This window comes from Shewanella rhizosphaerae (assembly GCF_019457655.1).
GTDB classification, from domain to species: Bacteria; Pseudomonadota; Gammaproteobacteria; order Enterobacterales; family Shewanellaceae; genus Shewanella; species Shewanella loihica.
Window position 1 is genome coordinate 835,240 of record NZ_CP080420.1, and the last position, 19,769, is coordinate 855,008.

Here is a 19,769-nt window from a genome sequence, read left to right on the forward strand (position 1 = left end):
CCAAATTAACTTTTGACCTGTTAAGGCGATTAGCCTCGGGCGGTTTCCAGCGCCGGGCTAACCGAGGGCTCTGGCTGGCGACGCAGGAACAGGGCGTAATACCAGGTCAGCGCCGAGAACCAGGAGATGGTGAGGGTCCAGACATCGTGGGAGATGAAGTGGGCGCCCCTGAGCTGCTGGGCAATGCCGAAGGTGAGCCCCAGCAGCAGACCGAAACCAAGGCCGAACCAACGATAGCGCGGTGCGTAGGCCAGTGCGAAGAAATAGAGCGCCACCCAGGCATAACCGCCGCTGGAGTGACCGGCAGGGAAACACTGACCCGGCGAGTTAGCATCAAACTGACCCGAGAACAGCGAGAAATAATCCGCGCGGCCACCGAAGATCTTCAGGTGCCAGGGGCAGTCCAGGTGTACGAATGACTTGCCCAGCCTCACCAGCAGCACGCTGCTCAGTACGCTCATGAAGAGAAACACCAGGCCTCTGCGATAGCTGGCCAGGGCAGGTTTCTTATAGCTAAGTCCCAGTAGGGAGAGGACGGTGACGCCAAGTAAGATCACTAAGTTACGACCGCCGACATGGATCAGATTCTCCGTGACCCAGGCGTTGCGTAGCGGCCAGCCATCGACGCCGCCCTCGAGACGAAATAGCCACTGACCCAGGGCGATATCCAGATGAAATAGCTCTATCAGGCTGACGGCCAGCAGGAAGCAGACGGCGGGCAGCATGAGATGATAGCGCCAGAAGGCGGGTGAGCTAGCAGTGTCTAATGACTTAGCAATCGACATAGAAAAGTGTCCCATCGGCACCTAAGGTCTGGTGCGAAGATAAAAAATTCAGGCTAGGACAAGATTCTAGGGGGAGGGGCGTGAATTATATGTGAATTACCCGGCCCCATGGGGGGGCCGGTGTCTTGGAGCGGGATTTAGCTGTGGCGCTTAATCTGTTAGTTGGTTTGGCTCGAAAGTCGTATTTGCTTGCTAGTCGAATTTAGCCGCTAGCTGGGCTGAATAGCGGCGGCTTTGATCGCCTCGGCCAGCGCCAGCACGCCGTTGGTGCGCGATGGGCTCAGCTGACCGCTCAGCCCCAGTCGGTCGAAGTACTCGTGTAGATCTAAGGCGGCTATGGTTTTCTTATCCTGCCCCTGCACCGCGGTGAGCAGCAGGGCGATCAGCCCCTTGACGATGCGGGCATCGCTGTCGGCCAGGTAGTAGTGTCTGCCGTCTATCTCCTTGTGATAGAGCCAGGCGTTGCTCTCGCAGCCTCTGACCTGTGCCGACTCTTGTCGAAGTTTCTCATCCAGCGGCGGCAGGCGTTTACCCAATAACATGAGGGCGCGGTAGCGCTCCTGCCAGTTGGCGGCCTGGGTGAAGCCTGGCAGTATCTCCTGGGGATCCAGGATTAGGCCGGTAAAGGCCGCTGTGGATGGGCTTGGCTTGTTATCATTCATTTGGACATTGTCTCATACATTTAAAGCAGCAACTCTTTTACCGATTTTAGCGCCTGGATGAAGCGATCGACATCTTCATCATTGCTATAGACGCCGAGGGAGGCGCGGCAGCAGCCAGACAGCCCCAGGGTCTGCATCAGGGGCATGGCGCAGTGATGACCGCAGCGCACGGCGATCCCCTGCTGATCCAGCAAGATCCCCACATCTTGGTGATGCTCGCCAGCGAGGTTAAAGGCCACGGCGCCGATATTGTCCTGGTGGGCGCCATAGAGGCTGATCCCACCCAATGCCCTAAGCTCATCCTGTAGGCGCTTGAGCAGAGCCTGCTCATGGGCCCTGAGTTCGGCGCGGGGCAGGGACTGGATAAAGTCGATGGCGGCCCCAAGACCTATCACCTCGGCGATGGGCGGCGTACCTGCTTCGAGTCGATTGGGCAGGATATTAAATGTGGTGCCTTCGAAGCTCACCTGCTTGATCATCTCGCCGCCGGTGAGCAGGGGCTCGAGCTTGTCGAGCGCTTCATAGCGGCCATATAAGATGCCTATACCCGTCGGACCATACATCTTGTGGCCGGAGAAGAGATAGAAGTCGCAATCCAGGGCCTGCAGATCCACCTCGAGATGAGCGATCGCCTGGGCGCCGTCGATAAGGGTCAGTGCGCCTACCGCCTTGGCCTGAGCGATCATCTCTTTAACGGGATTGACAGTGCCGAGCACGTTGGAGACATGGCTGAGGGCGACGATACGTGGGCTGCGCTCAAGCAATGCTTGATAAGCTGCCTGATCCAGGCGCGCCTCTGGGGTCAGCGGGATAGGCTGTATCTCGGCGCCGGTTTGCTTGGCCAGCATCTGCCAGGGCACTATGTTGGCGTGGTGGGCGGCGCTGTCTAACAGAATCAGATCCCCAGCCTTTAGCTGGCTGGCCAGCCCCAGGGCCACCAGGTTGATCCCCTCTGTGGTGCCATGGGTAAAGATGATCTCTTCGCGGCGGTTTGCCTTAATGAATGTCTTTACCTTGTCGCGCACCGCCTCATATTGGCTGGTGGCGCGGGCAGACAGTTGATGGGCGGCTCGGTGCACGTTGGCATTATCCGCCTGATAGTAGCGGCCCATGGCGTCGATCACCCCTTGGGGTTTCTGACTGGTCGCGGCCGTATCCAGATACACCAGCGGATAGTCGCCGAGTGACTGGGTGAGAGCGGGAAACTGGCTGCGCAGCTGGCTAAATTCCATCGATTGGGTCCGTCGCGTGGTTCAAACAAAAAAGGCGCTCAGATCTTGGGAGATCTCAGCGCCTAATGCAAGTTCAATTAGCCTTTTAGGGCATCTCTACGGATTTAGGGGCAGGGAATGCGGTAGATGGCCGCCAACTCGTCGATTCGGCCCATCAACTCGGCGCTCAGGCTGACCGAGGTGCTGTCGATATTCTCTTTCAGCTGCGCTAGGTTGGTCGCGCCTATGATGTTACTGCCGACGAAGCGGCGGCCGTTGACGAAGGCCAGTGCCATCTGCGCCGGGCTGAGGTTGAACTCCCGCGCCAGCTCCACATAGGCTTGGGTGGCATCCAGGGCCATCTGCGAACCTGTGTAGCGGGCGAAGCGCTTAAACAGTGTGAGTCTCGCCCCCTCTGGCCATTGGCCGCCTATGTATTTACCGCTCAGGGCGCCAAATGCCAGTGGCGAATAGGCCAGCAGTGGCAGCTCTTCCCTGTGGGCGATCTCCGCCATGCCCACTTCGAAGCTGCGATTAAGCAGGTTATAGGGATTCTGCACGCTGATGATGCGCGGCAGGCCGTGCTTCTCCGCCAGCTGCAGATACTTCATCAATCCCCAGGGGGTCTCGTTGGAAACGCCTATGTAGCGGATCTTACCCGCCTTGATCAGATCGGCCAGGGCCTCCAGGGTCTCGACTATGGGGGTGAGCTTCTCATCATCCTGCTGCTCATAGAAGAGCTCGCCGAAGAAGTTGGTGTTGCGATCTGGCCAGTGGAGTTGATAGAGATCTATGGTCTCAATCTGCAAGCGCTCCAAGGAGTCGTTGACCGCCTGGTGGATATTGCGCCAGTCCAGCGCCATGTTCTGACGGATATAGTCGCTCTTGCCGCCGGGGGCCGCCACCTTGGTCGCGATAATGAGATCGTCACGCTTGCCCCTGGCCTTCAGGTAGTTACCCAGGATACGTTCGGTCTCGCCCTGGGTCTCGGCCTTGGGCGGTACGGGATACATCTCGGCGGTATCGATAAAGTTGATGCCTTGTCCGATGGCGTAATCGAGCTGCTCGAAGGCCTGGGCCTGAGTATTTTGTTCACCCCAGGTCATGGTACCCAGGCAAATTTTACTGACGTCTAAGCTGGAATGGGGGAGTCTTGTATAGTCCATTCAAATCTCCAGAATGCGCAAGAATTACTTCTGAGGCTAGCAAGCTTTCTTAGGAAACACTAGATAAATTACTTCATGGTGAAGTAACAAAATATCTTAATGATTTTCTTGAATTTTTAATGGCTAAAGTTTAATCAGCATAGGCATTTCACAGGCATCGTGACCCGTGTTGCCAAGGGGGGCATCCAGGTGCTCGAAGCCCAGTTTTTCGTAGAGGCTGACCGCCTCACTCAGGCAGGCGGTGGTCTCCAGATAACAGTGGCTGAATCCCTGGCTACGGGCAAACTCGAACGCCTGCAGAGCCAAGCGCTTGGCAAAGCCCTTGCCCCTGAGTTTGGGATCGAAATACATCTTCTGTAGCTCACACACCTCATCGTGACCCGGTAGGGGAGCGATCCCCACGCCGCCCAGCACCAGGCCCTTGTAGTCGACCACCCAGTAGTGGGCCTTGTCGGCCTGATAGACGCTGTAGAGATCGTCCAGGGTTGGGTCGGCGACGCTGTAGCCCTTGTCCGGTGTCAGGCCATACTCGGCAGAGACGTTGCGGATCACCCGGGCGATATGGGGGTTATCCTCCTGGGTGAGGCCGCGGATAGTGTAGCCCTGCTGGGCGCTGGCCAGATCCATGGCGCGGGTATATTGGCGTAGGCTGGCTTCCAGCTGGGCGATCTGCTCGGGCGAGAGCTGGGCCAGGATCTCCTGGTACATCTTGTTCTGTTGCTCGTTCAGGCTGTTGAGTTGGCGTTTGCCCTGAGCCGTGAGTTGGCACAGCGAGCTGCGACTGTCTCTGGGGTTGTTGCGACTCTTGGCAAAGCCCTTGTCACACAGTTGGCTCACGGCGCGGCTGGCATTGGACTTGTCGATATTCAGCGCCAGGGCCAGCTGCTTTATCGACAGCTCTTGGGTGCTGAGTTCGATCAAGGCGTGGGCCTGCACCGGCGACAGCGGCTGATCGCCGCAGGCGGAGTTGAGCATGCCCAGTTGCCTCACCAGTTGCCTCGACAGGCTGCGCAGCGACGAGCAGGTCTGGGGCAGTTCGACGGCCTGAGCGAGACTGGCATCATCGAGCATCGAAGGACAAGATTGTGACATGGTTAAGATCCGAGTGAGCTATATAGTTGCGATATACATCTAACTTAGATCCCTAAAAAGAGAAATGCAAGTTTTTGCTAATGTAGATAAATTCGGCAGGCTCATCTTGGTTGGCCTGCCTTCTCCTGGCGCCGAATTAGCCAAAGATCTCCGGGTTGAGCAGCGGCGCCATCGCCAGCACGATCGCCTGGGTGTAGACGCTCTCGCGACTGGCCTTGCCCTGGGTAAAGAGGCCAATGGCGCCCCCCTTCTGCTTGATATTGACCGTGTTGAACAGCCTGTCCATTACATCGCCAAGTTCCTCGCCGGCCACCAGGGCATCATACACCGGGGCGGGCAGGGGCATCTGCGCGCTGCGACCTATGCTCAGGCTGCCTCGATGGACGATAGCCATGTAGGCGTAGGTGGCCGCACCGTGATCGAACAGATCGACGCCGCCCTCCATGGCGATATAGAGATCCGCCGTAAGGCGCTCATCGCTTTTGCCTTGCTGCTCGCAGTAGCGGGCGCGGTTGATGGCGCCTTCGCGGGTCTCTGAGTCCGTCATCGGCTGGGCCGCGACTCCTGAGGGGGCGTGCATGCCTTGGCAGAGGATCTCGGCGTCTGGAAACAGCAGGCAGAGGGCGTTGCGGGCCGCGCCTATCTTGACCGGATTGGTCGAACCGACCGTGATACGAATGATGGCTTGTTGGCTAAGAGCGCTGGGCATGGGTATTCCAAAAGTGAATGAATCGACAGGGCACCATTTTGCCATAAAGCGCCTCGGGATGCATGGGCGGGCAAGCACCAGGCGCGGCGCGATATTTAACCTAGCGGATGTGCGCAAATGGCATCTTACTGCGGCGAAACAGGGCTAAGCGGCAGGGGGCCGCCATAGCGCCGGGTTAACAGATGTAAAAAAGGGTAACGCGCTTGTGATGTTCTGGTTCGCTTTGGTTAGCGTGAGATTGCCGTTATGAAAATTTACAACACAATAAGTTAGATTCGGCTCACAAAGCCGATTCATTCTGAAAATTCATTACAAAAAGAGGTGTCAGATCAATTTCTCGCGTCCTGCCTGCTATATGCTACGCCCGAATTTTAGTCGTGCTCGTCAGGCGGAAAAACGCCGCGGGGCGGGGCGTCGAAACACTCAGATGCTAGGGCATCGATAAGGTTATTTTATGCAAAACGAAGCGACAATCTCTGATGTAAACCTCGCGCAGCGCCAAGGTTGGACTCGCAGCGACACGACCTGGATGTTGAGCCTGTTCGGCACCGCCGTCGGCGCCGGTATCCTGTTTCTACCCATCAATGCCGGCATGGGCGGTTTCTGGCCCTTGGTGCTGATGGCCGTGATTATCGGCCCCATGACCTACCTGGCCCACAGAGGCCTGTCTCGCTTCGTCTGCTCCTCCCAGCGTCAGGGCAGCGACATCACCCATGTGGTCGAAGAGTATTTCGGTGTCGGCGCCGGTAAGGCGATCACCTTGCTCTACTTCTTCGCCATCTACCCCATAGTGCTCATCTATGGTGTGGGCATCACCAACACGGTCGACAGCTTCATCGTCAACCAGCTGGGCATGGCCTCGCCACCACGCTTCCTGCTGTCCGGTATCTTAGTGCTGGGCATGATGTCTGTGATGGTGTCTGGCGAGAAGTTTATGCTCAAGGTGACTCAGCTGCTGGTGTATCCACTGGTGGGGATCCTGGCCTTTATGTCGCTGTACCTGATCCCAAGCTGGAAGATGGACGCCCTGATGGAAGTGCCTGCCGCCGGTGAGTTTCTCGGTACCGTCTGGCTGACTATTCCAGTGCTGGTATTTGCCTTCAACCATTCGCCAGCCATCTCACAGTTCTCGGTATCGCTGAAGAAGCAGTACGGTAGTAACGCGGCCAAGAAGGCCGATGTGATCCTGCGTAACACCAGCATGATGTTGGTGGGCTTCGTGATGCTGTTTGTCTTCTCCTGCGTACTGTCGCTGAGTCCAGCCCAGCTGGCCGAAGCCAAGGCGCAGAACCTGCCGATCCTCTCATACCTGGCCAACGTACACGCCAGCGGCTTCGTTAGCTATTTCGGCCCCATCATCGCGGTGATCGCCATCGTCTCCTCATTCTTCGGTCACTACCTGGGCGCCACTGAAGGCCTCAAGGGGATCATCACTAAGCAGCTGCGTAGCAGCAACAAGGAAGTGTCGGACGCCAAGATCGACAAGTTTATCCTCGGCTTCATGTTCCTGACCATCTGGGGCGTTGCCGTGATCAACCCAAGCATCCTGGGGATGATCGAGGCCCTAGGCGGCCCTATCATCGCCGCGATCCTCTACCTCATGCCTATGTATGCCGTCTACAAGGTGCCTGCGCTCAAGGCCTACCGTGGTCGCATCAGTAACATCTTCGTGATCCTGGCAGGCTTGCTGGCGATGACGGCCATACTGTTTGGCATGCTCTCTTAATCGACTCATGTTACGCCCGGCGACTCTCCGCCGGGCGAATCTAAGTGGAAGCATTTATGGTTAGCGCATTTGATATTTTTAAGATAGGTGTGGGTCCCTCCAGCTCGCACACTGTCGGGCCGATGAAGGCCGCCAAAGGTTTTGTTGACGATCTGCGTCAGCGTGGAGAACTGCTGAGCATCACCAGCGTCAAAGTGGATATCTATGGCTCCCTGTCGCTCACCGGCAAGGGCCACCATACAGATAGCGCCATCATCATGGGGCTGGCGGGCAACAGCCCTGAGACGGTAGATATCGACCTGACCCCTGAGTTTATTCGTCAGGTGGCCATGACCTCCTGTCTGCCACTGGGCACAGAAGGGCATGGGGTCGACTTTCCGCCCGAGGCCGTGGTGTTTCACCCCGAGGCCCTGGCGCTGCATGAAAACGGCATGACGTTGAGCGCCTATGTCGGTCAGCAGTGTGTCTATCACAAGACCTATTACTCCATCGGCGGCGGCTTCATCGTCGACGAGGAGCATTTTGGCATGACCGCCGCCAACGAGGTGGTCTTGCCCTATCCCTTCGCCAATGCCGAGGAGCTGCTGGTTCTATGCCAAGAGACGGGCATGAGCATCAGCGCCATCATGATGGCCAACGAGCGGGCGCTTCACAGTGAGGCCCACATTGCCGAGGGTTTCGAGGCGGTTTGGCATACCATGAAAGAGGCGATCGAGCGCGGTTGTCACACCGAAGGCGTGTTGGCTGGGCCGCTGCGGGTGCCGCGCCGAGCGCCGGCGCTGTTTCGTCAGCTGGCTACCGGTGAGCGCCTGTCGGCGGATCCCATGATGATCGTCGATTGGGTCAACATGTTCGCCCTGGCGGTGAGCGAAGAGAATGCCGCCGGTGGCCGGGTGGTGACCTCGCCGACCAATGGCGCGGCGGGGATCATCCCGGCCGTGTTGGCCTATTTTGACAAGTTCATTCAGCCGGTGGGCCCTAAGGAGTACAGCCGCTACTTCCTCGCCGCCGCGGCCATTGGTGGCCTGTATAAGCGCAACGCCTCTATCTCCGGCGCCGAAGTGGGCTGCCAGGGTGAAGTGGGGGTTGCCTGCTCCATGGCGGCCGCCGGGCTGGCTGAGCTGATGGGGGGCAATCCGGCTCAGGTCTGCATCGCCGCGGAGATCGGCATGGAGCACAACCTGGGACTGACCTGTGATCCTGTCGCCGGTCAGGTGCAGGTGCCCTGTATCGAGCGCAACGCCATCGCCTCGGTGAAGGCGATCAACTCGGCGCGTATGGCGCTGCGGCGCAACAGCGAGCCCAGAGTTAGCCTGGATAAGGTGATCGCCACCATGTATGAGACAGGCAAAGATATGCATGTGAAGTATCGCGAGACCAGCCAGGGCGGCCTGGCGATCAAGGTTACCAGCATCTGCGCCTAAGCTCTTGTCTGAGCAATTGGCTTAAGCTATGCGCCTGAGCCACAAAAAAACGCCCATCTGGGCGTTTTTTTATGCTTGGTTACCGGCTACTTTTCTTCATACATCAGGTAGTAGCTCTGCTTCATGCCGAGGGCCTCGTAGGTCTTCTGCGCCTTATGATTCTCCTGCTCCACATAGAGTCTGAAGCTGGCGGCGCCGCCATTGTCCTCGGCTATCTGTTTAACCGCCTCATACAGCTTGCCATAGATCCCCTGGCGACGATTCTGCGGGCGGATATAGACGCTCTGGATCCAGTAGTAGTCCTTGGCGCGCCAGTCGCTCCATTCGAAAGTGACCATGAGGGAACCCAAGATTTCGCCGGCTTCCTCGGCGACCAGGTAGAAGCCGCGTGCGGGGTTTTCAAGCAGCGTCTGTACGCCTAGAGTGAGGGTTTGTTGATCTAGGCTGAGCCCCTCGGTTTCATTGGCCATGGCCTGATTAAACTGCACCAGTGCGGTGAGATCCGATTGTTGGCCTTTTCTTATTTGCATTATCGCCTCCTTAAATTTGGCCATACTCTAGCACGCTTCATGGCCAAGCAAAGGCAGAATTTTTTCGATTGCTCCTTAGACTAAAGTCTAACTCTGCTATGCTTTGAAGAAGGGAGTGCTAAGTGTCTATGGGGTGAGGCGATGAGTGATTATGACCAGAATGATCTTACTAAACTCAATCAAAATCAGCGTGATAGCTTGGCGCTTGGCCGGGAGCAGGAGGCGGTAAATCATCTGCTGCATTTTCTGCTGACCCTGGTTACCCTAGGTCTCTGGGGCCTGGTCTGGTGGCACCTTATCCTAAAGTCCCAGGGCAAGGCGGAGAGGCTGTTTCATGGCTTCGACGACGCCTACTGGAGCCACCTCATCGAGCGCGAACAACCCCCTGCGGCCCTGCATACCTTCAGGGTCGATGCCAAACAGGAGTCTGCCTACTTCGAGGCCTGATGGGGCCTCTCTTGATATGAATCACAGCTTACTCCAGGTTTATCTGATATTATCCCCGTCCCATTTGCGTCTGCTGTCAGCTGCGTTGCTACTTGCTCCGTTGCGACAGGCTCCTCTGTCATAGGGCGGCAGGACGAAACCACTCTCGCGATTCAAGGTTATTAATGATGCGTCAACAAACCTCTTCTTGGCTGGGCCGTGCCTGGTCTGGCTGGATGTCTGTGCCCCTGTGGCTACAAATCCTTATCGGTATGCTGCTGGGTATCTGCGCCGGCCTGGGCCTGGGCGAACAGGCGGTGCTGCTTAAACCAATAGGTACGCTTTTTGTCAACACTATCAAGATGCTGATTGTCCCCTTGGTGTTCTGTTCCCTGATCGTGGGGGTGACCTCTATGCAGGACACCGCCAAGATGGGCCGCATCGGTTTTAAATCTTTCGCCTTCTATCTGGGCACTACCTCAATCGCCATCACGCTCGGTCTGGCCGTGGGTCATATCATGCAACCCGGCGCCGGACTGGCGATGACCTCGGCTGAGAGTCACAACGCGGTGAAAGAGGTGCCTTCTATCATGGAGACACTGATCAACATAGTGCCAACCAATCCTATTGCGGCGCTGGCCAGCGGGCAGATCCTGCAGGTGATCGTCTTCGCGGTGGCCCTGGGTATTGCCTTGGTGTTGATCGGCGACCATGGTAAGCCGGCCATCAAGGTGTTCGAGAGCCTGGCCGAGGCCATGTATAAGCTGACCGATATGGTGATGAAGCTGGCGCCATATGGGGTATTTGGCTTGATGGCCTGGGTAGCCGGTGAATATGGCATGGATATGTTGATGCCGCTGATCAAGGTGATTTTGGCGGTTTATATCGGCTGCGCCCTGCATATCATAGGTTTCTACAGCCTGGTGCTCACCTTCGTGGCCAAGCTCAACCCTATGCAGTTCTTCAAGGGGATCAGCAACGCACTGGCGGTGGCCTATACCACCTCGAGCAGCGCCGGCACCCTGCCTGCCAGCATGAAGTGCGCCAGCGAATCCTTAGGGATCAATAAGAAGATCTCAAGCTTCGTGCTGCCCCTGGGTACCACCATCAACATGGATGGCACCGCCCTGTATCAGGGGGTCACGGCGCTGTTTGTTGCCCAGGCTTTTGGGATCGACCTCACCTGGGTCGACTATATCACCATCATTCTCACCGCGACCCTGGCCTCAATCGGCACCGCCGGGGTGCCGGGGGCGGGTCTGGTGATGCTGACCCTAGTACTGACCACTGTTGGCCTGCCGCTGGAAGGGGTGGCGATCATCGCGGGTATCGACCGTATCTTGGATATGGCGCGTACCGTAGTGAACGTGTCCGGGGATCTGGTGGCGACCACAGTGATCGCCAAGTCTGAAGATGAGCTGGATCTCGAGCACTACAACGCCGACGCCGAGCAGAGCCAGATACTGGCAGAGCGCCTGGATAGCTAGTGTTAAATAGCTAGTTTTAAACAGCTAAGCCGAGTTTTAGACATAAAAAAAACCGCCAATCAGGCGGTTTTTTTGTGTCGGCAATAGCGCTTACTGCTTGCTGAGGACCAGCTGGGTTTCGCCATCGGCGTCGCTGAGCAGCAACTTGCCTTTGACCAGCTTGACCTGGGTGACCTGAGACATGGCCTGCATGACATTGCGCTCCTGCTGCATCAGGGCGTCGACACAGGCTTTCATCGTGCTACCGGCGGGGGAGAGGGTTAGGGCCTGACCGTCTAACTGATACTGGCCGAAGAACTGGTTACAACTGTTGTTGCCGCTCAATGCGCCATCTTCGGCAAACACCAGCTGGGCCGGGCTGTAGTCGATGACGGCTTTACCCTGGGCGGCCTCGATATGCCAGCTACCTAAAATATTCAGATCCTCGCCGCCTGTGAGGGATGCGCTTTGACAGGCAGATAAGCCGAGCAAGGTACCGGCGATAAACATAAACTTCTTAAACATGGGGAAACTTCCAATTCTGTGAGACTGATATTTTGACAAGCTTACGCCTAATTAAAAAGCCTTATTCGGGGTTTTTCCATGATATTTTGTTCATGGTAAGCTGTTTCCACTGTTGGCCCAGCTGCTTCGACGACAAACTAGGCTGACGACAAACTGTGCCGACGACAAGCTCTGCTGAAAGGGGAAAGACGAAGCTATGATGACAGGATTAAAACTGGCCCACTGGTTGGGACTCGCCATGGTGCTCGCCGGCCTTGGGATCTATGGCCTGACCTCCTGGACCGAGCAGATCCAGGGGATACTCTTGGTTTCAAGCCTGATAGGCCTGGGGCTGGTGATGATGTCGCCTTTCCCCATAGTGCTCTTTTTTCAATGGGCAAAGGCGCAGGATCAGAGCCAAGACGCACCTGAGTGCGAGAGCCAGCGCGAGAGCTAGCGCAAAACTTAAGGCTTAACTCGCCCTAGGCCTTTACGCCGCCTTGTTGTTTCAGCTCTCGGTTGGCATGTAGATTCTGTCTCGCCGCCTCCACCATGGGCTCGATGGCAAGATGTGTGGTGGGGGTGAAGAAGCTCACGCCTATGGCGATCTCCGCCTTGATCTCTTCCTTGGCGATCTGCTTGAGCAATCGCTTGGTGAGAGATTCGAGATTGGCCTGACTGTCGACGAAGGCCAGTATGGCAAACAGGCCATCTTCGATGCGCGCCGAGACATCGGCGTCACGCATATTATGGTGTATCACCCGGGCTAACTGCCTCAGTCCCTGACTCTGTTCCATCACTCCCTTATAAGCTGTCATGTCCTGCAGCAGGACGATACCCGCATGGGAGCCGAAGCGGCGACTCAGGCTCAGCTGTCTTGGCGCCATCAGGTTGAAGCCATAGGGGTTGAGCATACAGGTGAGATCGTCCTGTACCGACATCATCTGAATCTGCTGCATCAAAAACAGGTGCTTGAGCTCCGCCTGGATCAGCGCCTTGGCGTTTTCCATCAGGGGCAGGAGTCGCTGGAAGTGTTTACTGCGCTGGCTGTCGCAGATCAGCATGACACCGAAGGGTTGACCGTCTGACCAGTAGAGGGGCAGGGCCAGCAGGCTGTTAAAGCGTGCCAGGTGACTCTTGGGATCTTGGCTCTTGGTCAGATCCAGCAGGCCGTAGGCGGTGTGGTTCTTGAGGGCCTGGGTGAGGCTGGCATCATGAAACTGAGTACCGGCATAGAGATTGAGATCCGTGTGCTGACGACTACAGACCACCTGATACTCGCCGTCGATAAACTGCAGCACCACACTGGCCTGAGCCTGATAAAATTCATTAAGTAGATCAACTTGTTGCTGCCAACGCGGCAGGGTAATGGCGGGATGGTCGGCTTCCCTAAGCCAAAGGCTGGTATCGGCGCATTCTAATAGCATAGTAGTGCTCGCTTATTGTTATTATTAAATTGCATAACTCGCTAGATAAGGTGGGTCAGCCGAAAGACTGACGACACAAAGTGTTTACATCATACTCAAAAATCATATGTTGTGAGAATGTAAATTTTCAATTTTGCGAGCAAAATCTGTTTTTTCGTTTTTCGAAGTTAACTTCTAACGCCTGTCTCTAATGCCAGTTTCTAGCGCCAGCCTCTAGCATTAGGCCTCAGTCTCAATTTCATCATCTTTCTGCTGAGACTTGAGTTGCTGCTTGGCCTTCTCCAGCATGGGCGCCAGCTTGGCCGAGGAGTCGGGGGCGAAGAAGGAGTGGCCCGAATCCAATTTGAGGCGATCGTTTTGTTGTAGCAGCAGTTTCTCGACCCTGTGGCTGATGTGGTTGAGATCCCGCTCGGTATCCACAAACACCAGTACCACGAACTGGCTGTGGCTGTAGTGGGCGGCTATGTCGGCGGTGCGTATGGTGTCCTGAATGATGTTGCCCAGCAGGCGGATATGCTTGTCCTCTATCTCGTCGATCAGCGGCGGATTGGGGTAGAGCTCGAAGAAGAGGATGCCGGCATGGGCACCGAAGCGACGGCCGAGGTTGAGCTGTCGCGGCGCCATCATGATGAAGCCATAGTGATTGAGCATGCCTGTGTCGCGATCCCGCATCGACAGTGATTCGATGCGCTGGCTCTGACACAGGAGTGCCAGGTCCTGTTGCAGCAAGATCTGGAAGGGTTCCAGCATGAAGGCGTTGGTGCTGGCGGTCTCCTTGTTGGCGGGATTGATCACACACAGACAGCCGAATACAGTGCCGTCGGGCCAGAGGATCGGCCTGGACAGCATGCTGCTGGCGGTGGCGAGATCTTTGGGGAGTTCGGCGTTGGATTCCCGACTCAGATCCAGGTTGACCCCTTCGGGCTGACTGTTGGACAGGCGGGTGAAGAGTTCGAATTTCTCGTTATACAGGGTGCCGGAAAGAAACCTGCGGGTATCGTTGATGGAGCTGACGATGATCTCAAAACCCAGGTCCGTCTGCTGGGCGACAAAGGCGACATCGGCTTCGAAATAGCGTTTCATCAGCTCGCACTGATGCATCCACCTGACTAAGTTGATTTGCGCGTTATCGTTTTCAAGTATACTCACACCTGTGTGAATGTTTTCCGGCAGCATGATCGGCTCTAACCTATTGGTGTTTCAGGTGTGTTAAGTGTGGTAGTCGATTAGCTATTTTGCAAATAACCCGAAGATTTAAGGGGATATTCTTGTTTCTTCACAGCATAGTGAGTCCGTCATGGTGATCCGTCTGGCAACCCGCGCCGACCTAGATGCCATCGCCGCCCTGGAAGCGAACCAGTGGGAGGCCGAGCTTGCCCCAGATCAGCGCGGCGGCATGATGACGGGCCAGAGTTTTAGTCGCCAGCAGTTAGATGAGCTGATCCAGAATCATTGGTTGTTGCTGGCCGACGTCGGCGGTGAGATCGCGGGTTATGTGATCGCCGGTCGCTGGCCTTTCTTCGGTAACTGGCCCCTGTATCGTTATCTCCTGAAGCGACTCGAGACCGATCGTTTTGAAACTGGCTCGGGTATAATCAATAAAGCCAACAGCTGTCAGTATGGTCCCATCTGGATAGCGCCGTCCCAGAGGGGGTCTGGCTTGTTCTTTGAGTTAGTGTCTGAGCTCAAGAAAGAGGTGGCACCTCAATATTCCTACATGGTTACCTTTATCGCCGAAGAGAACGAACGTTCCTTCGCCGCCCACACCCAGAAGGGGAACATGCAGGTGCTGGACTTCTTCGAGTTCGATGGCCGCGGTTACTATCTGCTGGCGGCCGATACTTCAGGCGCTATCTAGGGGAGGGCGACCTTATGACGAGCAATAATACCGAGAGTGACATGAATGAGAGCAAGATGGCCGAGAGCAAGATGCAAGGCCTCCCGACACGTCTCGCCGAGCTGTTTGAGCCCTATGCTGGCGTCAGCCTTAGCGCCCTGGATAACTTCAAGCTGCTCAAAGCCTTGGCGGACCAAGCGGCGCTTAACTGTGAGTGTCTCGAGCTCAGCGGTGAGCCGCGCGCCATCTATGTCGCGAATTGTGATGGGCACTGGTTTGATTGTGGCTTTAGTAATGCCTATAGCGCCGAGATACGGCCTATGACGCAGCCATCTGAGGCGCAGTTGGCGACGGCTAACAAGGTCGAGGTGCCACTGTTAAATGCGCAGCAGCTGAGTTTCATGTGCATGCAGTATGCCCATTTCGATCATTGTTAGCCGAGACTGATGAAGTTGCATCAGAGAAATGGAATGAAGATATCAAGGATGAGTCGTTTGTGATGGTGAGAGCCTTTGCCCTGCTGGGCGTGTTATTTAGTGGTTTCCTGGTCTGGCTGATCGTCAGCGCCGATGCCGGGCGCACTAACCCCTTGTTTGAGCTGGCCCATGCGATGCCCTATGGCGATAAGCTGGGGCATATGCTGCTGTTTGGTACATTGACCCTGTTTGCCAATGTTGGCAGCAACTTCAGGCGCGTCTCTTTCGGGCGACTTTCTTTAGGGCAGCAGTCGTGTTGGGGAATGAGACCCTATCTGGGGGCTGTGGTGGTGGCGATTGTGGTGATCATCGAGGAGTGCAGTCAGCAGTATTTTCCCAGTCGCACCTTCGATGGCTATGACCTAATGGCCGATGGGGTCGGCATCATGCTCTTCAGCATGGTGAGCCTCTATCTTGAGAAGCGATTCTCTACTGGCAATGAGATCTCTAGTCGCAACTAATATATCTCATTGACCAAGATACAAAAAAGCCGCCAAAGGGCGGCTTTTTGCTGACTGGCATAACCAAGCTTATAGCTTAGCGTCTGCGCGCAGGGCTTCAGCCTTGTCGGTGCGCTCCCAAGGGAACTCGTTACGACCGAAGTGACCGTAAGCCGCAGTTGCCTTGTAGATAGGACGTGCCAGGTCGAGCATTTCGGTCAGGCCATAAGGGCGCAGATCGAAGTGTTGACGAACCAGGCCGATAAGCACTTCTTCAGAGACCTTGCCTGTGCCGAAGGTCTCTACGCTGATAGAGGTTGGCTCGGCCACACCGATAGCGTAAGACACCTGAATCTCACAGCGATCCGCCAGACCGGCAGCCACTATGTTCTTCGCCACATAACGGGCCGCATAGGCCGCGCTGCGGTCAACTTTTGATGGGTCTTTACCCGAGAATGCACCGCCGCCGTGACGAGCCATGCCGCCGTAGGTGTCGACGATGATCTTACGACCCGTCAGACCACAGTCACCCATAGGACCACCGATAACGAAACGGCCGGTTGGGTTGATGAAGAACTTGGTGTCCTTGTTCAACCACTGTGCCGGTAGCACAGGCTTGATGATGGTTTCCATCACGCCTTCGATCAGATCAGATTGGCTGACGCTGTCGCAGTGCTGGGTAGAGAGCACCACGGCGTCGATGCCGACGATCTTGTTGTCTTCATAGGCGAAGGTCACCTGGCTCTTGGCATCTGGACGTAACCAAGGCAGGGTGTTGTCTTTACGCACTTCTGACTGACGCTTCACCAATGCGTGGGCATAGGTGATCGGGGCAGGCATGAGGACGTCAGTTTCGTTGCTGGCGTAACCGAACATCAGGCCCTGGTCGCCGGCGCCTTGCTCTTTAGGATCGGCGCGATCGACACCCTGGTTGATGTCTGGAGACTGCTTACCAATGGCGTTGAGTACCGCACAAGAGTCGGCATCGAAGCCCATGTCTGAGTGGGTGTAGCCGATCTCGCGAACCGTCTTACGGGTTAGCTCTTCAATATCGACCCATGCAGAAGTGGTCACCTCACCACCTACCATCACCATGCCGGTTTTGACGTATGTTTCGCACGCCACACGTGCCTTAGGATCTTGCTCTAAGATCGCGTCGAGTACCGCATCAGAAATTTGATCGGCGATTTTATCTGGATGACCTTCTGAGACCGACTCAGAGGTAAACAAGTGCTTTGCCATAATGGAAAAATCTCGTCTTTAAACAATTCGAATGTGTAGAAGTATCTACATCTAGACGGCCATTTTAGTGGAAATCAGATCGGATAACACCCTTTTCGATGAAAATTGTGGAGTAAAACCGGGTAAATATTCTAATGCTTCGGATGAGTTTAAATAAAAGTACAACTTAAAATATTGTTAATGTTGGATTTTTATTGTTGTTATAAGGCCGCTATTTTTTATTGCCAAAGGATCGCTTAGGCCAGTCTGATGACGATCGCGGTGAGTCGGGTCTGCCTGCTCAGTCTTGTGCTCGCAAATTTTGGTGAGGGCGACGGAGAAGTTTAAGCGGCGAGGTGAGGTTTTGCCTGGGGTCATCTTGAGTGTCACTGAGGTGCACTTTTTCGCGTCTAGATGGATTTAATCTAAGCTAAAGGGCGAATTTTATTTGCGTCCCATCCACGAGTAGGGGAAAATATGCCCCCATTGTTGCCCGCAAAATCGGCCCGCAAAATCCCCAACATTCAAATCAGCAGGAGAGAGCATGTCATCTCGTAAAGAACTCGCAAACGCTATCCGTGTGTTAAGTATGGATGCCGTTCAGAAAGCCAACTCTGGTCACCCAGGTGCGCCATTGGGAATGGCCGATATCGCCGAAGTGTTGTGGAATGATTTCCTGAAGCACAACCCGAACAATCCAGAGTGGGTCGACCGCGACCGTTTCATCCTTTCAAACGGCCACGGCTCTATGCTGATTTACTCTCTGCTTCACCTGACGGGTTATGCACTGCCGATGGATGAGCTGAAGAACTTCCGTCAGCTGCACTCTAAGACGCCGGGTCACCCTGAGTATGGTTACACCCCAGGTGTTGAAACCACTACAGGTCCACTGGGCGCGGGTATCAGCAACGCCGTAGGTATGGCGATTGCCGAGAAGACTCTGGCGGCGCAATTTAACCGTCCCGGCCACGATATCGTTGACCACTACACCTACTGCTTCCTGGGTGACGGCTGTCTGATGGAAGGCATCTCTCACGAGGCCTGTTCACTGGCGGGTACCCTAGGTCTTGGCAAGCTGATTGCCTTCTGGGATGACAACGGCATCTCTATCGACGGTCACGTCGAAGGCTGGTTCACCGACGATACCGCCAAGCGTTTCGAATCTTACGGCTGGCATGTGATTGCCGGTGTCGATGGCCACGACAGCGATGCTATCCGCAAAGCAATCGCAGAAGCCAAGTCAGTCACCGACAAACCAACCATGATCTGCTGCAAGACCATTATCGGTTTCGGTTCACCAAACAAGTCTGGCAGTCACGACTGTCACGGCGCGCCACTGGGCGATGCCGAAATTGCGGCGGCTCGTGAGTTCCTAGGTTGGGAGCACGGTCCATTTGAGATCCCTGCAGACGTTTACGCGGGTTGGGATGCCAAAGAAGTGGGCGCGGCCAACGAATCTAGCTGGAACGAGAAGCTTGCTGCCTATGAAGCCGCTTACCCAGAACTGGCTGCTGAATATAAGCGCCGCGTGATCACTGGTGAACTGCCAGCCGATTTCGAAGAGAAGGCACAGGCCTTCATCAAAGAGTGTCAAGAGAAGGGCGAGAACATCGCCAGCCGTAAGGCATCACAAAATGCTATCGCGGCCTTCGGCGCTATCCTGCCTGAACTGCTCGGCGGCTCGGCTGACCTGGCCGGTTCTAACCTGACCCTATGGTCTGGTTCTAAGGGCATCCAGGAAGATCCTGCCGGTAACTACATCTACTACGGTGTGCGTGAGTTCGGTATGAGCGGCATCATGAACGGTGTGTCGCTGCACGGTGGTTTCATCAACTATGGCGCGACCTTCATGATGTTCATGGAATATGCGCGTAACGCGGTACGTATGTCTGCGCTGATGGGCATTCAAAACATTTTCGTTTACACCCACGACTCTATCGGTCAGGGTGAAGATGGCCCGACTCACCAACCGGTTGAGCAGCTGGCTAACCTGCGCATGACACCAAACATGATGGTATGGCGTCCATGTGATGCGGCAGAAACTGCCGTAGCTTGGAAGATGGCTATCGAGCGTCGTCAGGCACCGACTTCACTGGTATTCAGCCGTCAGGGTCTGCCTGCACAGCCACGCAGCGAAGAGCAACTGGCTAACATCGCCAAGGGTGCTTATGTGTTGCAAGATTGCGCCGGTACGCCAGATCTTATCCTGATCGCAACCGGTAGTGAGGTGCAGCTGGCACTGGATTCGGCTAAGGCACTGACCGAGCAAGGTAAGGCGGTACGCGTGGTCTCTATGCCATCTACCGATGTGTTTGACGCGCAAGACGCCGACTACAAAGAGTCTGTACTGCCTAAGTCAGTCACCAAGCGTGTGGCCATCGAAGCGGCTCACGTCGATTACTGGCACAAGTATGTCGGTTTCGACGGCGCCATCGTTGGCATGACCACCTTCGGTGAGTCTGCTCCAGGCGGCGCGCTGATGAAGCACTTCGGCTTCACCGTTGAGAATGTGGTTGCTAAGGCAAGCGCTATTCTCTAAGGCCTAGCGCCTGCAAAAGGGCATAGGGCAAGCAGTTGCTCTATGCCATGATGACTCGGCTTATCGATAACGATAGGCCGTTGTCGCATCAAGAAAGCCTATCTCAGGACGGTGTTAGGAGTAGAAGC

General features: G+C 55.7%; 20 protein-coding genes. 9 read left to right on the plus strand and 11 right to left on the minus strand.

The window, feature by feature from the left end; all coding sequences use genetic code 11:
- Positions 1-29: 29 nt before the first annotated feature.
- From K0I63_RS03780 to yjjX, 6 genes are all read right to left on the minus strand, one after another.
- On the minus strand, positions 30-785 hold the full coding sequence (locus tag K0I63_RS03780; protein WP_220082589.1) for a phosphatase PAP2 family protein: 756 nt from the start codon (positions 783-785) through the stop codon (positions 30-32).
- Positions 786-994: 209 nt separating this feature from the next.
- Positions 995-1,447 carry a SufE family protein gene (locus tag K0I63_RS03785; RefSeq protein WP_220082590.1) on the minus strand — a complete coding sequence of 151 codons (453 nt, stop codon included), beginning with the start codon at positions 1,445-1,447 and terminating at the stop codon, positions 995-997.
- Positions 1,448-1,467: 20 nt separating this feature from the next.
- Positions 1,468-2,679 (minus strand): cysteine desulfurase, encoded by a 1,212-nt coding sequence (locus tag K0I63_RS03790; protein WP_220082591.1) that lies wholly within the window; start codon positions 2,677-2,679, stop codon positions 1,468-1,470.
- A 104-nt stretch (positions 2,680-2,783) separates the two neighbouring features.
- A complete protein-coding gene (locus K0I63_RS03795) occupies positions 2,784-3,824 on the minus strand; it encodes an NADP(H)-dependent aldo-keto reductase (protein ID WP_220082592.1) in 1,041 nt (346 codons plus the stop codon).
- 123 nt (positions 3,825-3,947) lie between these two features.
- A complete protein-coding gene (locus K0I63_RS03800) occupies positions 3,948-4,916 on the minus strand; it encodes a bifunctional helix-turn-helix transcriptional regulator/GNAT family N-acetyltransferase (protein ID WP_258406932.1) in 969 nt (322 codons plus the stop codon).
- 136 nt (positions 4,917-5,052) lie between these two features.
- Positions 5,053-5,625: an inosine/xanthosine triphosphatase gene (yjjX, locus tag K0I63_RS03805; protein ID WP_220082593.1), complete on the minus strand. Its 573-nt coding sequence runs from the start codon at positions 5,623-5,625 to the stop codon at positions 5,053-5,055.
- A gap of 454 nt (positions 5,626-6,079) precedes the next feature.
- On the opposite strand from yjjX, the gene K0I63_RS03810 reads away from it, so the two are divergent.
- Both K0I63_RS03810 and K0I63_RS03815 read left to right on the plus strand, forming a co-directional pair.
- The gene (locus K0I63_RS03810) at positions 6,080-7,351 is read left to right on the plus strand and encodes a serine/threonine transporter (protein WP_220082594.1); all 1,272 of its coding nucleotides are present in this window, start codon (positions 6,080-6,082) and stop codon (positions 7,349-7,351) included.
- Positions 7,352-7,407: 56 nt separating this feature from the next.
- A complete protein-coding gene (locus tag K0I63_RS03815; RefSeq protein ID WP_220082595.1) occupies positions 7,408-8,775 on the plus strand; it encodes an L-serine ammonia-lyase in 1,368 nt (455 codons plus the stop codon).
- Between the two features lie 86 nt (positions 8,776-8,861).
- On the opposite strand, the gene K0I63_RS03820 is transcribed toward K0I63_RS03815, so the two are convergent.
- Entirely contained in the window at positions 8,862-9,305 is a 444-nt protein-coding gene (locus K0I63_RS03820) for a GNAT family N-acetyltransferase (RefSeq protein WP_220044314.1), read from the minus strand.
- 141 nt (positions 9,306-9,446) lie between these two features.
- On the opposite strand from K0I63_RS03820, the gene K0I63_RS03825 reads away from it, so the two are divergent.
- Together K0I63_RS03825 and K0I63_RS03830 are read left to right on the plus strand one after the other, a co-directional pair.
- Positions 9,447-9,752 (plus strand): DUF4234 domain-containing protein, encoded by a 306-nt coding sequence (locus K0I63_RS03825; protein WP_220082596.1) that lies wholly within the window; start codon positions 9,447-9,449, stop codon positions 9,750-9,752.
- A gap of 167 nt (positions 9,753-9,919) precedes the next feature.
- The gene (locus K0I63_RS03830; RefSeq protein WP_041406394.1) at positions 9,920-11,218 is read left to right on the plus strand and encodes a dicarboxylate/amino acid:cation symporter; all 1,299 of its coding nucleotides are present in this window, start codon (positions 9,920-9,922) and stop codon (positions 11,216-11,218) included.
- 90 nt (positions 11,219-11,308) lie between these two features.
- Here the strand turns inward: K0I63_RS03830 and K0I63_RS03835 are convergent, their stop codons facing one another.
- A complete protein-coding gene (locus tag K0I63_RS03835; RefSeq protein WP_220082597.1) occupies positions 11,309-11,722 on the minus strand; it encodes an META domain-containing protein in 414 nt (137 codons plus the stop codon).
- Positions 11,723-11,918: 196 nt separating this feature from the next.
- Here K0I63_RS03835 and K0I63_RS03840 point away from each other — a divergent pair, with 196 nt between their 5' ends.
- Positions 11,919-12,158 (plus strand): hypothetical protein, encoded by a 240-nt coding sequence (locus tag K0I63_RS03840; RefSeq protein WP_220082598.1) that lies wholly within the window; start codon positions 11,919-11,921, stop codon positions 12,156-12,158.
- Between the two features lie 25 nt (positions 12,159-12,183).
- Here the strand turns inward: K0I63_RS03840 and K0I63_RS03845 are convergent, their stop codons facing one another.
- Both K0I63_RS03845 and K0I63_RS03850 read right to left on the minus strand, forming a co-directional pair.
- Positions 12,184-13,128 (minus strand): GGDEF domain-containing protein, encoded by a 945-nt coding sequence (locus tag K0I63_RS03845; RefSeq protein ID WP_220082599.1) that lies wholly within the window; start codon positions 13,126-13,128, stop codon positions 12,184-12,186.
- 219 nt (positions 13,129-13,347) lie between these two features.
- Positions 13,348-14,304 (minus strand): nucleotidyl cyclase domain-containing protein, encoded by a 957-nt coding sequence (locus K0I63_RS03850; protein ID WP_220082600.1) that lies wholly within the window; start codon positions 14,302-14,304, stop codon positions 13,348-13,350.
- Positions 14,305-14,425: 121 nt separating this feature from the next.
- On the opposite strand from K0I63_RS03850, the gene K0I63_RS03855 reads away from it, so the two are divergent.
- From K0I63_RS03855 to K0I63_RS03865, 3 genes are all read left to right on the plus strand, one after another.
- Positions 14,426-14,986: a GNAT family N-acetyltransferase gene (locus K0I63_RS03855; RefSeq protein ID WP_220082601.1), complete on the plus strand. Its 561-nt coding sequence runs from the start codon at positions 14,426-14,428 to the stop codon at positions 14,984-14,986.
- Between the two features lie 14 nt (positions 14,987-15,000).
- Positions 15,001-15,402, plus strand: a complete 402-nt coding sequence (locus K0I63_RS03860) for a hypothetical protein (protein ID WP_220082602.1) — start codon at positions 15,001-15,003, stop codon at positions 15,400-15,402.
- Positions 15,403-15,464: 62 nt separating this feature from the next.
- A complete protein-coding gene (locus tag K0I63_RS03865; protein WP_220083368.1) occupies positions 15,465-15,902 on the plus strand; it encodes a VanZ family protein in 438 nt (145 codons plus the stop codon).
- Positions 15,903-15,971: 69 nt separating this feature from the next.
- Here the strand turns inward: K0I63_RS03865 and metK are convergent, their stop codons facing one another.
- Complete coding sequence (metK, locus tag K0I63_RS03870; RefSeq protein ID WP_220073159.1) at positions 15,972-17,123, minus strand: methionine adenosyltransferase; 1,152 nt, start codon at positions 17,121-17,123, stop codon at positions 15,972-15,974.
- A 523-nt stretch (positions 17,124-17,646) separates the two neighbouring features.
- Here metK and tkt point away from each other — a divergent pair.
- Positions 17,647-19,641: a transketolase gene (gene tkt, locus K0I63_RS03875; RefSeq protein WP_220082603.1), complete on the plus strand. Its 1,995-nt coding sequence runs from the start codon at positions 17,647-17,649 to the stop codon at positions 19,639-19,641.
- Positions 19,642-19,769 lie beyond the last annotated feature (128 nt).

What these genes read in the sequence shown, in the direction of transcription:
- K0I63_RS03785 (WP_220082590.1), bottom strand. Translation starts at nt 1,447, where the DNA reads ATGAATGATAACAAGCCAAGCCCATCCACAGCGGCCTTTACCGGCCTA.
- K0I63_RS03865 (WP_220083368.1), top strand. Translation starts at nt 15,465, where the DNA reads ATGGTGAGAGCCTTTGCCCTGCTGGGCGTGTTATTTAGTGGTTTCCTG.
- K0I63_RS03835 (WP_220082597.1), bottom strand. Translation starts at nt 11,722, where the DNA reads ATGTTTAAGAAGTTTATGTTTATCGCCGGTACCTTGCTCGGCTTATCT.
- K0I63_RS03825 (WP_220082596.1), top strand. Translation starts at nt 9,447, where the DNA reads ATGAGTGATTATGACCAGAATGATCTTACTAAACTCAATCAAAATCAG.
- K0I63_RS03790 (WP_220082591.1), bottom strand. Translation starts at nt 2,679, where the DNA reads ATGGAATTTAGCCAGCTGCGCAGCCAGTTTCCCGCTCTCACCCAGTCA.
- K0I63_RS03830 (WP_041406394.1), top strand. Translation starts at nt 9,920, where the DNA reads ATGCGTCAACAAACCTCTTCTTGGCTGGGCCGTGCCTGGTCTGGCTGG.
- K0I63_RS03820 (WP_220044314.1), bottom strand. Translation starts at nt 9,305, where the DNA reads ATGCAAATAAGAAAAGGCCAACAATCGGATCTCACCGCACTGGTGCAG.
- metK (WP_220073159.1), bottom strand. Translation starts at nt 17,123, where the DNA reads ATGGCAAAGCACTTGTTTACCTCTGAGTCGGTCTCAGAAGGTCATCCA.
- K0I63_RS03845 (WP_220082599.1), bottom strand. Translation starts at nt 13,128, where the DNA reads ATGCTATTAGAATGCGCCGATACCAGCCTTTGGCTTAGGGAAGCCGAC.
- K0I63_RS03860 (WP_220082602.1), top strand. Translation starts at nt 15,001, where the DNA reads ATGACGAGCAATAATACCGAGAGTGACATGAATGAGAGCAAGATGGCC.
- K0I63_RS03800 (WP_258406932.1), bottom strand. Translation starts at nt 4,916, where the DNA reads ATGTCACAATCTTGTCCTTCGATGCTCGATGATGCCAGTCTCGCTCAG.
- tkt (WP_220082603.1), top strand. Translation starts at nt 17,647, where the DNA reads ATGTCATCTCGTAAAGAACTCGCAAACGCTATCCGTGTGTTAAGTATG.
- K0I63_RS03810 (WP_220082594.1), top strand. Translation starts at nt 6,080, where the DNA reads ATGCAAAACGAAGCGACAATCTCTGATGTAAACCTCGCGCAGCGCCAA.
- K0I63_RS03795 (WP_220082592.1), bottom strand. Translation starts at nt 3,824, where the DNA reads ATGGACTATACAAGACTCCCCCATTCCAGCTTAGACGTCAGTAAAATT.
- K0I63_RS03815 (WP_220082595.1), top strand. Translation starts at nt 7,408, where the DNA reads ATGGTTAGCGCATTTGATATTTTTAAGATAGGTGTGGGTCCCTCCAGC.
- K0I63_RS03850 (WP_220082600.1), bottom strand. Translation starts at nt 14,304, where the DNA reads ATGCTGCCGGAAAACATTCACACAGGTGTGAGTATACTTGAAAACGAT.
- K0I63_RS03840 (WP_220082598.1), top strand. Translation starts at nt 11,919, where the DNA reads ATGATGACAGGATTAAAACTGGCCCACTGGTTGGGACTCGCCATGGTG.
- K0I63_RS03855 (WP_220082601.1), top strand. Translation starts at nt 14,426, where the DNA reads ATGGTGATCCGTCTGGCAACCCGCGCCGACCTAGATGCCATCGCCGCC.
- yjjX (WP_220082593.1), bottom strand. Translation starts at nt 5,625, where the DNA reads ATGCCCAGCGCTCTTAGCCAACAAGCCATCATTCGTATCACGGTCGGT.
- K0I63_RS03780 (WP_220082589.1), bottom strand. Translation starts at nt 785, where the DNA reads ATGTCGATTGCTAAGTCATTAGACACTGCTAGCTCACCCGCCTTCTGG.